The 11,078-nt window shown below is 42.2% G+C and carries 15 protein-coding genes; 5 read left to right on the plus strand and 10 right to left on the minus strand.

The annotated features are described in order from the left end of the window. Positions 1-633 precede the first annotated feature (633 nt). The 10 genes from QOR82_RS04945 to QOR82_RS04990 form a co-directional block, all read right to left on the minus strand. Positions 634-999, minus strand: a complete 366-nt coding sequence (locus tag QOR82_RS04945; protein ID WP_283583665.1) for a primase-like DNA-binding domain-containing protein — start codon at positions 997-999, stop codon at positions 634-636. A gap of 326 nt (positions 1,000-1,325) precedes the next feature. Beyond that, complete coding sequence (locus QOR82_RS04950) at positions 1,326-1,727, minus strand: hypothetical protein (protein WP_283583666.1); 402 nt, start codon at positions 1,725-1,727, stop codon at positions 1,326-1,328. Between the two features lie 384 nt (positions 1,728-2,111). Further along, entirely contained in the window at positions 2,112-3,710 is a 1,599-nt protein-coding gene (locus QOR82_RS04955) for a DNA primase family protein (protein WP_283583667.1), read from the minus strand. Next, on the minus strand, positions 3,707-4,477 hold the full coding sequence (locus tag QOR82_RS04960; RefSeq protein WP_283583668.1) for a bifunctional DNA primase/polymerase: 771 nt from the start codon (positions 4,475-4,477) through the stop codon (positions 3,707-3,709). The genes QOR82_RS04955 and QOR82_RS04960 overlap by 4 nt, the downstream gene beginning before the upstream one ends. 59 nt (positions 4,478-4,536) lie before the next feature. Continuing rightward, the gene (locus QOR82_RS04965; RefSeq protein WP_283583669.1) at positions 4,537-4,809 is read right to left on the minus strand and encodes a hypothetical protein; all 273 of its coding nucleotides are present in this window, start codon (positions 4,807-4,809) and stop codon (positions 4,537-4,539) included. A gap of 159 nt (positions 4,810-4,968) precedes the next feature. Then, on the minus strand, positions 4,969-5,283 hold the full coding sequence (locus QOR82_RS04970; RefSeq protein ID WP_283583670.1) for a hypothetical protein: 315 nt from the start codon (positions 5,281-5,283) through the stop codon (positions 4,969-4,971). A gap of 188 nt (positions 5,284-5,471) precedes the next feature. Then, positions 5,472-5,756, minus strand: coding sequence for a helix-turn-helix domain-containing protein (locus QOR82_RS04975; protein WP_283583671.1), 285 nt, complete (start codon positions 5,754-5,756; stop codon positions 5,472-5,474). Between the two features lie 17 nt (positions 5,757-5,773). Then, positions 5,774-6,505 carry a Rha family transcriptional regulator gene (locus tag QOR82_RS04980; RefSeq protein WP_283583672.1) on the minus strand — a complete coding sequence of 244 codons (732 nt, stop codon included), beginning with the start codon at positions 6,503-6,505 and terminating at the stop codon, positions 5,774-5,776. A gap of 2 nt (positions 6,506-6,507) precedes the next feature. Then, complete coding sequence (locus tag QOR82_RS04985; RefSeq protein WP_283583673.1) at positions 6,508-6,729, minus strand: hypothetical protein; 222 nt, start codon at positions 6,727-6,729, stop codon at positions 6,508-6,510. A gap of 14 nt (positions 6,730-6,743) precedes the next feature. Further along, positions 6,744-6,929 (minus strand): helix-turn-helix domain-containing protein, encoded by a 186-nt coding sequence (locus tag QOR82_RS04990; RefSeq protein ID WP_283583674.1) that lies wholly within the window; start codon positions 6,927-6,929, stop codon positions 6,744-6,746. Between the two features lie 117 nt (positions 6,930-7,046). On the opposite strand from QOR82_RS04990, the gene QOR82_RS04995 reads away from it, so the two are divergent. From QOR82_RS04995 to QOR82_RS05015, 5 genes are all read left to right on the plus strand, one after another. Then, a complete protein-coding gene (locus QOR82_RS04995) occupies positions 7,047-7,604 on the plus strand; it encodes a helix-turn-helix domain-containing protein (protein ID WP_083487226.1) in 558 nt (185 codons plus the stop codon). A gap of 52 nt (positions 7,605-7,656) precedes the next feature. Continuing rightward, on the plus strand, positions 7,657-8,178 hold the full coding sequence (locus QOR82_RS05000; RefSeq protein WP_283583675.1) for an LptM family lipoprotein: 522 nt from the start codon (positions 7,657-7,659) through the stop codon (positions 8,176-8,178). Further along, positions 8,175-8,612 carry a hypothetical protein gene (locus tag QOR82_RS05005; RefSeq protein ID WP_283583676.1) on the plus strand — a complete coding sequence of 146 codons (438 nt, stop codon included), beginning with the start codon at positions 8,175-8,177 and terminating at the stop codon, positions 8,610-8,612. Before QOR82_RS05000 ends, QOR82_RS05005 begins: the two co-directional genes overlap by 4 nt. Before the next feature lie 442 nt (positions 8,613-9,054). Further along, complete coding sequence (locus tag QOR82_RS05010) at positions 9,055-10,140, plus strand: site-specific integrase (protein WP_283583677.1); 1,086 nt, start codon at positions 9,055-9,057, stop codon at positions 10,138-10,140. A gap of 174 nt (positions 10,141-10,314) precedes the next feature. Beyond that, positions 10,315-11,031: a LacI family DNA-binding transcriptional regulator gene (locus QOR82_RS05015; RefSeq protein ID WP_283583678.1), complete on the plus strand. Its 717-nt coding sequence runs from the start codon at positions 10,315-10,317 to the stop codon at positions 11,029-11,031. Positions 11,032-11,078: the final 47 nt, after the last annotated feature.

Raw genomic sequence — 11,078 nt, forward strand, 5'->3', positions numbered from 1 at the left:
CACCGCTCTGTAATTCCTGTGAGTAGTGGCCTTTACTATGTAATCAGCGTCAATATAGGATTTAATGTTAAGTTTTGTCAAGTTTCCCATTGCTATAGGATTTAACACCAACATTTAACAACATTCTTTTAACTACGAATCGTTAATAATGTGAGGTTTTTGTAGGTCCTCCATGTTCAAACTTAGCAGCAATAAGGCGCTGTTTACTGCCTTTAATTGCTCCTGCTTGTTGTGGTAAAGCCTGTAACACCAGCACTTGTCAGCATTCAAGTATGAACAATGCTTGCTAACTACGAAAAGCCTAATATTCCTATCATTTCCCATCACTTTTTATCATCAATTTAACTACGATCATCCCCACAAGGCGGCAATTTTGGGTAATCTTTTAAGATGATAATTGCCGTTAAATCAACGATTGCGACAATTGCCAGTGTTTCCCATTTCATGGAATAATTTCACGCTATCACCGCCAATCTAACTACGAAACCACAAACAAGGTTTAGCATTTGTTAGCATTCAAACAACTACAAATGTCCCCGATAATGTCCAGTTTTGACCAGTCCATTTTTGAGTAGATATACCGTTATATCAACGATTATCGAATATTAGTAAATTGGACACTTAGCTAAACATTCAGTCACTCATTAGGCCAATGTTTTTGTATGCTGTCGTAACCTTGTTGCTGTAATATCCAGCATAAAAGCGATGGTGCTTCTGGTATACGAACCCTAGCAACTCCATGTTGTGCTTAAATTGTCGATTGGTTAGCGGCTCCAGTCCTTGCTGCTTGCAATATTCCTTGTAACGATCATAGACAACACGACAAGCACTATAAAAACGCCTGTCTTTCTTCACATGGTCCGAATACACGAAACTGATTACCGTTTTGTCTGCCTGGTCCTTGTTGCGAACTCTGAAATGATAGTCTGTTTTACTTTCTGCCATCATCTGTGCCAGGTTGCGGCTACTAAAAACATAACGCCCACGATACCAACCCAATATCATCAACTCCATTTCTGAATATATTCTTATTTAGCTCTGTAAGCTCTTCTAAGCGCTTTTAAGTGTTGAACGATAAATTATATTGCTTGTTGTCTATCCGTTCTAAAACTGCCCGATTTTTTAGCGAGGTTCGCTATATCGAACGCACGGTCTACTTTTTCATTCTAACTTGCTACTGAATTAACTACAATTCTGCCCCTTTACCAACGAATGTATAGACCAGTTATCCCTGTAATTACTGATTTAACAGCATTTAGGGGATGTTGGTTTTCGTCGATCAGTAATAAATAAAAAGGCGGTCCACTGTTAGGCCGCCTTTACTGTTAGTGCCATTCGTTATGGTCCAGGCTCTCTACTTGTTCCAATAGATACCGGGCGCTTTCTTGTTGTTCTGCCGTTGCTTCCGGGTCATTTAACACGGTAGTAGCAGCCTTTTTTACTGCGAAACAGTCCATCAATATCCGGCCGTTATCAACCTTGAAATGCTGGTCGGGGATGTTGGCCATAACCGGGTTTTCCGCCTTGAATTGCTTAATAGGGTTATCTCCAGCGGTTTCGACTAGGCCACTATCAATTGCCGCCTGTGTAGGGTTGCCTAGCTCATCAATCATCCCCTCTTCTACAAGCATTTTATATAACTTGTCCTTGCTTGACTTGAAACCAGTAGCAATCAGTTGGTTATATGCTTGCTCCACTAACATTGGGTATTTGATGTTAAATTTCATCCCTAAATTTCATCTATGATTATCCTCTCTTTTTATAGTCCGACTAATCTGTCATTACTTTTAAGGGTGCAAAATCTGAACATGGTACCTGGCCATTTCCTTTTATAGGGTGCCCAATGCGCCTATACCAACAGCCAACAGTTAAAAATAGCCTGTTGGTATTGCTTGTTGGTGCCGTAATCCGTTGGTACTACTGAGTTTGTAAGCCAATACCGACAAAACAACAATTTTTTATAGGAAAATCTCTTTATAAGAAAAAACACTTAATTTTAGGCATTTTCCTTTATATGCAATATATCTATGTTGGTTTGTTGGTATGTTGGTTTTTAGTGTTGTAATACTTATATATCAATATTTATAGGCACCAACAAAATCTAACTAGCTTCAATTGTCTGTTGGTTTATCGTCCTCTTTGTTGGTCTTGTTAAAAAGAGGCTGATACTTGCTAGGGTTAATCTTTACGGTGTATTTGTAGTGAATATCTAGTTCGTTCAACTTATTCATATCATTAGCTTCCCAATGAAGGCGTGGCGCTAAATTGTTCCTGGAATATTCCCATCCTTTTTCTGCCATTAATGGCTTAGCTCTACGGGTAAAGGTGTTTTGCTTTATCTTCTGTGGGTTATTCTCGTAGTCCATAGCAGCTAGGAAAAGCTTAAACAGGAATGCAACGGGAATGCGGGTACTCTCCAGCTCTGGTAAATAGTTCTCAATGAAGTGATCTACGCTGTCGTTATCCTCTTTGATGTCCTTGATGATCTCCTGGCTTTCTGCGGTGTCTTGTAACACGTCTGGGGTCATACTAAGGGCTTTTTTAAGTACGAACTCTAGCAGCCGTTGGGCTTTGATGTATTCATCCTTGATACGCTTGTTTGCTGCGGTGGCCTTGTATTGATGGTCGAATACGATTACCCGGAACCGCCTGAATAGGGCGTCGGAAGTATCACTAAAACGGGGAATACCATTCATTGACTGGACAATGAAGTTATTGAATCGGTAGTTAAATGGGGTAAGTCCTTTAGGGTTGATGAGGATGTTTTCTCCGGTTGCTACGCTCTTAAAATTCTCACTGGTCCGGTTATAGTCGTTTGGGTTATTATCATCCCCAATTAACAGGGCCTTGCCAGTGGCGCTTGCTAACTTAAAATCATCTTCAAACTCTTTTAGCTTCAATGAACCGTAATTACCAGCGCCCACTAGGTTCTCCAGTAGTCGCTCAAATGTACTTTTACCAGTTCGTCCTTGTCCGTTGTCCACTAGGAAAATGGCAACGTCGGTGGTCAGATTAGGGTTAACCACTGCCGATATGGTTTGCCATAACAGTAGCAGCTTGTCACGGTCGCCACCTGCGATCTGTTGAAACCATTCCGACAACTGCCAGCCATTGAATGATGGTTCAGTAGCATTGGCGTTGTAATTGGTCATGATCTTGTGTCTGAACACGTATTTAGACGAGAACGGCTCCAGCTTGTGGGTGTGCTGATTGTAAATACCGTTGTTAACGGGGATGAGCCATTTAGTCCGGGTTTCTGTAAGACGGTGGCTATCTAAAAACAGATAATGTCTTATTTCTGCTAGCTGCCGGGTGGTTAAGGAACGCTCAATACAAGTGGCAAGCTTTTCCAATGTTCGTTGGCTAGCCTTATATGTCCCACTGTCCAGGTCATAAAACGAAACCTGGCCCCGTTCCATTTCTTCATCATCATTGGCAATAATTCCGTAGTTTAGGTATCTCTCCAGAATATCCGCTACTGTGCGTGGTGAGGGATGAAAGATTTTAGTATTCCCGTTTTTAAGCTCTTTCTTATGCTTATCTCGCCACCGCTCACCATCTCGCTGTAACTGCGCTTTTAATTCTTTCATTGTTTTTGGTGGCGTAGTTTGTTGGCTGCGCTGCTGGTCCAGGTCATTAAATAAGGCGTTAAGCCCTAATCCCTTAACTACGGGGTTATTAGTGTCTAACGCCTGTCTTTTTTTGCTCACTTTCTCAACTCCTCTTTTAATACACTAGCAACAATCTTTCCGACTTCCCGTTCTTCTAGTGGTGGCGTATTAAATTGGTTAGCATAGTTAATCAGCGTCCAGACGGTTTCACTATCTGCCCCAGCGTAGATCATCTGTCCACATAGCCGGGTCAAATAATCGTTTCGCTGGCCCTCTGGTGCGCCCTTAACTATGTTGTCTAGCACTCTGCCCGTCCATTTCTTTCCGGGACGATAGCTGCCATGCTGCTTCCTGGTCGACTGTGGTTGATAGTTGGCTATCATTTCTAAGAGTAGGGCGCTGGGGTGTTTCATCGGTGCGTTATCGTTGAGCCACCTGTAACTGCCTTTTTCCGTTGTTGATGGTGGTACTAACACGTAATTGTTAGGGTGTGCCTTAATGTCAACACCGGGAAGTAGGCCAATCACCTGTTTTAAGTGGCTATTCTGTGGTTTGATATAGAACATTTGATAACCGCCACTAGCTGTTACCTGCGCTCTAGTCGGCAAAATAACCCCCTGCGGCAACTGCTTAATGGACTTCATCCCGTCCTTGCCATGTGCCTGTTTCGTATCAATATCCACTACAAAGAAGTTAGTGGTGCGTAAAGCAACGTTAGCGTTTGGATACTTACTCCAGCATTTCTTTATCTGATCTGTGGTAAGTGCCGGGCGGTCTGCAAACTTGATTAGGGGATGTTTACCTTTCATTGGTAACACTGAATAGCCTAATCTTGCGTATTTGAGTGCGCTCTGTAATTTATCCATTGCTGGTCATCTCCAAACTGGGGTAACTTAATTGGCCATAAGCTTATCAAAGTTATCAGTCACTGCTGGTCACCAGCTTCCATAAGTGACTTCACGGCCGTATTTACCTGGCCTTGTGCCTTTTCCGTAGCTTGAATGGTAGCAGTCGACAACGCCATCAATTTAGTTGCCAGGCGGTTGGCTTGGTATTTCTCTCCATTGCTTTTGCTTGGGTAATCAGTCAGCAAGGTGATATTGTCCGACACTAAATCATTGACCGTCTGTGCCAACCCCAGAACAGTTTCAAGGGTAATGTTTGTGTCTTCAACTTTATCAAGATTAGTTTTTTTCATTGCCGTATTCCTTTCTGTGTTGGGGATGTCCCCACTGAATCGCTTCATGATAGAATAGACAAGGCGGGCTAGTTACCGCCTTATCTAAGTTTTGAGCCTGTTAATGCTGTTTGATGTGGTAGTTATCCAGCATTAGCGGCTTTTTTATTTTCTCAAACATTATTCTTCACTCACTAACTTTGCATTGCCAATTACCTGCGCCCGCCTGCTCATCATGGCAATTTGCGATGTGAGGGGCGCTAGTGCTTGCTGTCGCTCCTTATCGTTGGTGATGATGAAATAACCATTGCCCGGACGCTGGTACACGGCGCCAATTGGCTGATGATGTACAACAATTAAACGGTAGATAGTGGCCCGAATCTTGCGGTTAGTCCAGCCGGTCAGCTTGACCAGTTCACGCAATGGACGGGGCCGGTCAATTCCTTTTGGCAGTAGGGACAATATTTTCTTTTCTTCGTTATCTAGTTGTTGCATATGCTTAACCTCCAATTAATTCACTGATGATAGAACAAGCAAGGGCGGTTAGTGGTACGAATGTTGCCAGGTACGCCCAGACCCTTTCACCGGGTGCCGTGTCCCAGAATGACAATATACGATGGTCAATAGTTGCTAACAGTTTCATGGTGTTTAACGTCCTTTCGTTGCACGCTGGGGAGTTGTGCTTAATCTTGCCGGGTTTGCTGCTTAGTCATCCACTCATCAAGGGCCGCCTTGCTGTAATGCTTACTGCCCTCAATGGTGATAGTAGGGAAACCAATGTCTGCCTTTTCCCACCTGATAACGGTAGCGGGGGATGTTCCTAGGTATTTAGCTGCCTGACGTTGGTTCATGTATTCTGGCCAGTGGTTGACCTTTTTTGTATCTGCCACTACTTGATCAATAGCGCTCTGTACCATCTCACGAGTGGCCCGCTCTAATTCTGGCGGCAATTTAACCCCAATATCCATGCGTAATCATCCCCAATCTAGGCTGAATGTTTAATTAGTCGGTCTTTTAATTCCTGGTAGCTATTAACGCCGCTTGTATATAAGCTAATCAACTTATTTTCAGTGTCGATATACGCTTCCCGTTCGTCGCTTGTAAGGACTTCTGCAAAGGCTGAAACGTCTTTGGCGAAGCCTCTGTCACGTTTGAGTTTTGAAGCGTTATGTCCTGCCGCTGCTATGTATAGCAAGTTGGTTAATTGCAAAATCTCACGCCCTAGATTATCGCCGTCGTAATATCGCTGAATGGAATCGGTTAGCTGTTTGCGTAGACGCTTTTCTAAATCGTACAAGGTACGCCGTTTAGTTAATTCCTGCTCCATGTCATTAAAGCGGGAAATGTAAGCCAATTTGAATGCTAGGGCATTGCGGCCATTGAAGCCCATTGTTAGCAAGGTGAAGCCGTCCCGGTTCATGTCGTATGAGCGAACTGTCCGCCCGTCTTTGGTGATATAGGATGCGGGGATGAAACATTCATCAAACTTCATTTTGTTAACCCGGCTCAATGTTTCTAAATCTACTGGGCTGAGTTTTGGGTTTAGTGTACTGGGCTGATTTTTCAGCCCAGTAAAATTACTCCAGTCGTTTTTTAAGCGGTCGATATTTTGTAAAACGTTCTTGTGCCGCTTATGAAAAACTTTGGCCACGTCCCGGCTGTTAACCACTGCGCTGCGGTTCTTAATAATCACATTGAATAAAATATCTGGTGTCATATCTAAACGTCCTCCGGCTCATCAATGACTAGCGTTTCATAGGGATAAGCATTTTTAATATGTTTGATGTAAAACGGTGACTTATCCCCGTCCGTTAAGCAATCGGCCAGGTATTCGCAGTATGATTTGGCCTCTTTCTTGCTGTGAAATGCTCCGTATAGTGAAACTGCTGTGTCCTTGTCGCTCTTGTCGTAAACGGCAATCACTAAATAAATATCGTTCATTAAAAATCATCCCCTTATTTGTCCTGCGTTGCTACTACACGATGGGCAGCCATGAACTTATCAATATCAGACTTGCTGATACGCTTGGACTTGCCTACTTGAATGGTGGGTAAGCCTTGCTTGATGTAGGTTCGCAAAGTGTCTTGGGTTTTGAAGCCCATGTAGTTCATTGCTTCCCGGTAGCTTAAATACTCGGTCATGAATTCCGCCTCCTTTTCTCCCATTTCGGTAATAATATTATTCTCCCGTTTTGGGAATGTCAATAATTTTATACCAAAGTGGGAGAATAAGTGCTAAAATTTGTTTGGGTGATATATATGAGTAAAAACGAAAAGCCCCACAATAGAATTGCGGAGCTAAGGAAAGAAAAGGGGCTAACCTTACAGCAAGTTGCCGACGCTATCGGTGTTGGTAACAATACGATTAGCCGGTACGAAACCGGAAAACGTGAGCCAAAACTAGAAACGTGGTTAAAATTGGCTGATTTTTTTGATGTTCCGGTTACTTATTTACAGGGATTTGATGTATCAAAGATTGTTTCTAAAAGTAATGTCTACGGTCAAAGTTTAATGAGGATATTAGATTTTGAAAACAATAAGACTAATCTTACTAATGCTGAACAGGATGAATTAACAATTGCTATTGGTAACTTGCTTGGTTTTATTACTAATATTCTGCCGTATGCTAATGCTAATTGTGATAGTGAAACACGTAAGAAGAATCTAAAAGAGTTCTATAAATTAATCGGTAATTTATCATATGTTCTTCTTGGGAAAAAACCACTTATATCATCTGGCGTTCCAACATTTTGTCCAGGAAATCAAAAAGAATTATTACAAGTACTTAATAAAATAAATGGACTATTTGTTGATTAGTGTTACGTCCAAGCGTGATTGACGTTAAAAGCTACTATTGGGGGGATGAATTATGAAAAAGATGGTTTTATTGTGCGCTGCTGTGTTGGCCTGCGGCGGCCTTGCTGGCTGTGGTCAGCATAAAGACAATAGTTCAGCGAAAATCAGCAGCTTAAAGGCCGAAAACTCTAGTCTGAAAGCTAAGAAGAGCAGCAGCCATAAGACTAAGCACCACCGGCGGAGTTCTAGTTCAAGCCAAAATCAGAATGATAATACCGGCTCTGTCGCTCAAGCTGCTAAGGCTACCGGCTCAAATAGTGCCCAGACTGCTAAGGCTAACGGCTCAAATAGTGCCCAGACTGCTAAGAGTAATAATGGTCAAACTGTTAATGGTGGACAGCAGCAGTCAATAAACGGTATTCCTGTGTCATATTATGATGAGGACGCTTATCGTGACTCTTACAAGAAAAATATGACGCCTCGCCAACGGTATGATTACGATAACTGGCAGGTCTACTATCAGAACCTAACACCGGAACAGCAAGCTAGTTATCAAAATCAAATGGCGGGAAGCAACGGAGGCAATGGACAATGAAAAAGCTAAGTTTAATCTGTGCTGCTACTCTATTGGGGATGTCATTAGCAGCTTGTGGCAATAGTTCCAGTCATAAGGCGACAAGCTCAAGCCGGGCTAGTTCTAGTAAGGTGCTCAAGCACCACAAGAAAAACAGCAGCAGTAAAAAGCAATCCAGCAGTTCTAGCAGTGAGGCAAGTCAGCAGGCAGTTAGCCAGTCCAATACTCAACAATCCAATGCTAATCAGCAAACACAAGGAAATGTGCCCGCTGATAGCTCTAATAATGATGGACAAGACCAACGTCCCGCTGATGTTCCTGCTAACTTCAAAGAATATGTTTCATACACAACTGACGGCCACCGTATGACCCAATGGAATGACGCCGGTCAGTATGAGGGTGACCCAGATGTACAGTATCAGACAATTAAGGCCCAGACTGATGCGGGCTTTTAGTTATCGATACAAGCAACCGTAACTTTTCGTATGTTTTTCTTGCGGCTTTCTTTTCATGTATGTGTTAAGCCTTGATATAACTGGCTTTAATTTGTTTTGCTTTCTGCTGATATGCCTAGTTAGATAGCTGAATATAGCAGGTATATAGCTGAGGTTTTCTGAGGTAGCAGCCGTTAATCGCTGCCAGCTTTATGTAGTAGTCCATCCCCTCAATGCTGGGGATGTTAATTGCGTTAAAAGCGTTCAATTGCGTGTGAATGCGTTAAAAAATCAAACGCTTTTATTGCTACTGTTATCACTACTCATAAATGCACCGTTAACACTACTTTATTTTCATATCATGGACTAGACCGGGTACACGTCCGGGCTGGCCCACTCATCATAAAAACGTCCTTTCAATTAGCCACGCTGGGGAGCTGTGCGGACGAAAGGAAGTATTTACATGAGTTATACGAGAAAAGGTAAAAACGGCTACTACGGCGTTGCTGAGTGGCGAGACAAGGACGGCAAGCGGCGGCAAAAATCGGCCGGTTGTTTCAAGTTGAAACGGGAAGCAAATGCAGCCGCTGTTACGTTAGAAAAGAAACTTAATGCTATTAATCAGCAATTAAAAGACGTTACCCTAGCCGACTATTATAAGCGTTGGTACGACCTTTACGAAAAGGACGGAATCAGTGATATTACCCAGAACCGTTACACGGTCATCGGCAACGTGATAGCTAACTACTGGGGTAACACCCGGCTGCGGGCCGTCAAGCGGTCAGACTACCAAGCCTTTATTAACTGGTATGGTGCTGACCATGCACGGGATAGTGTTTCTAAACTGAACAATGCTATCCGGTCAGCGGTCGGTTATGCGATTGACGATGATATTATCACTAAGGACTTCACCCATAACGTCAAGCTAGTGTATAGCAAGGCCCAGGAGCGGAAAGTTGAGTATTTGACCAATAGGGAACTGCAAACCCTTAAAGCGGGTGTCTTAACCAAGATGTCGTTCCATAATACAAGCCGTTACATGATATTAACGGCTATCTATACTGGGATGAGAAAAAGTGAAATCCAGGCGTTGACGTGGAAAGACGTGGACTTCTTGCATTCCACCATTAGGGTTAACAAGTCCTGGGACGAAAAGAAAAAGGCTTTTAAACCTACTAAGACAGAATCAAGCAACCGGACGATTAAAGTTAACCGGGAATTGCTGAACTGCTTAGCAGACTTAAAAGCCAATAACAGCGTGATGGTATTTCAAAATGTGTTGGGAACTGTTCCAACGGGCACCGCTTTAAACAAGTGCTTACGGTCTATTATGTGTGATTGCAAGATAGAAAAGCAAGGCTTCCATTTCCACTCATTACGTCATGTTCACGTGGCCTACTTGCTAGGAAAAGGTGTGGATGTTTACGCTATTAGTAAGCGGCTAGGTCATTCTAACATCACCGTAACGCTTAATACGTATTCATATTTGATTGATGAGTACAAGGCAAAAAATGATACGCTAATCATCGACAAGTTGGCCCAACTGTGAGAATCTGCGGAAAAAGTGCGGAAAAACAGCCCGCAAACGTTGATATATCAAGGAATAGTATTCCTGTTTGGGGCATTATATTTTAGAACCTTGGGTGTTCTTTCTTACCCAAGGTTCTTTTATTTTGTCATAATTGCTAAAAATATAGTGATGTCTATCTGTGGGGTAATAATTATGAAACAGCCAAAAATGACCGATGTTGCTAAATTGGCAGGTGTATCACCGACAACGGTATCTCGTGTTATCAATCGGCGAGGATATTTAAGTAATAAAACTATTAACAAAGTTGAAGATGCCATGCGGCAATTAAATTATCGTCCAAACGTTATTGCAAAGCAGTTGCAATCTCAGCAGACAAAGGTGATAGGAATTCTGGTACCAAGTGTAGCTAATCCTTTTTTTGGTGAGTTAACGTATCAATTGGAGCGCGCTTTTTTTAATGCCGGTTTTAAGGTGCTTATTGGCAATGCAGAAAATGATGTTAAAAAAGAGAGATTATATCTTCAAGAACTCTTGGCAAGAGAAGTAGATGGCTTGGTAATCGCTACTCATAATCATCAAAGGCAGATACCTGAATATCAAAATGCTAATCTACCTATTGTTTCAATTGATCGTTATCTGCGTTCTTCAATCCCAAATATTAGTTCAGATAATTATACTGGTGGAAGATTAGCTACTGAAGAATTGATCAAAAGAGGAGCTAAACATATTATCCACACAGACAGTGTTCGAACTTTTAACAAATTGGATTATCTTCGTCAACAAGCCTATCGAGACGTTATGAAAGCACACGGAATGAAACCGATTACGTACAGTATTGATTTTGACAGTGAACCTCAAAAAATGCATCGTTTTTTTAAGTTGAGAATTTACAATTCAAGTGCAACATAAATTAAAAAAATAACCCATAACGGGTAGAATTAGTTTAATAACCAAAT

The sequence above is a fragment of the Limosilactobacillus difficilis genome (assembly GCF_947387495.1).
In the GTDB taxonomy this organism is placed as follows: Bacteria; Bacillota; Bacilli; order Lactobacillales; family Lactobacillaceae; genus Limosilactobacillus; species Limosilactobacillus difficilis.

Bases quoted from the DNA above. Each gene is read 5' to 3' on its own strand.
- QOR82_RS04975 (WP_283583671.1), bottom strand. From the start codon at position 5,756: ATGGATATTGGGGTTAAATTGCCGCCAGAATTAGAGCGGGCCACTCGT.
- QOR82_RS05000 (WP_283583675.1), top strand. From the start codon at position 7,657: ATGAAAAAGATGGTTTTATTGTGCGCTGCTGTGTTGGCCTGCGGCGGC.
- QOR82_RS04980 (WP_283583672.1), bottom strand. From the start codon at position 6,505: ATGACACCAGATATTTTATTCAATGTGATTATTAAGAACCGCAGCGCA.
- QOR82_RS04960 (WP_283583668.1), bottom strand. From the start codon at position 4,477: ATGGATAAATTACAGAGCGCACTCAAATACGCAAGATTAGGCTATTCA.
- QOR82_RS04970 (WP_283583670.1), bottom strand. From the start codon at position 5,283: ATGCAACAACTAGATAACGAAGAAAAGAAAATATTGTCCCTACTGCCA.
- QOR82_RS04965 (WP_283583669.1), bottom strand. From the start codon at position 4,809: ATGAAAAAAACTAATCTTGATAAAGTTGAAGACACAAACATTACCCTT.
- QOR82_RS04990 (WP_283583674.1), bottom strand. From the start codon at position 6,929: ATGACCGAGTATTTAAGCTACCGGGAAGCAATGAACTACATGGGCTTC.
- QOR82_RS05010 (WP_283583677.1), top strand. From the start codon at position 9,055: ATGAGTTATACGAGAAAAGGTAAAAACGGCTACTACGGCGTTGCTGAG.
- QOR82_RS05005 (WP_283583676.1), top strand. From the start codon at position 8,175: ATGAAAAAGCTAAGTTTAATCTGTGCTGCTACTCTATTGGGGATGTCA.
- QOR82_RS04950 (WP_283583666.1), bottom strand. From the start codon at position 1,727: ATGAAATTTAACATCAAATACCCAATGTTAGTGGAGCAAGCATATAAC.
- QOR82_RS05015 (WP_283583678.1), top strand. From the start codon at position 10,315: ATGAAACAGCCAAAAATGACCGATGTTGCTAAATTGGCAGGTGTATCA.
- QOR82_RS04985 (WP_283583673.1), bottom strand. From the start codon at position 6,729: ATGAACGATATTTATTTAGTGATTGCCGTTTACGACAAGAGCGACAAG.
- QOR82_RS04995 (WP_083487226.1), top strand. From the start codon at position 7,047: ATGAGTAAAAACGAAAAGCCCCACAATAGAATTGCGGAGCTAAGGAAA.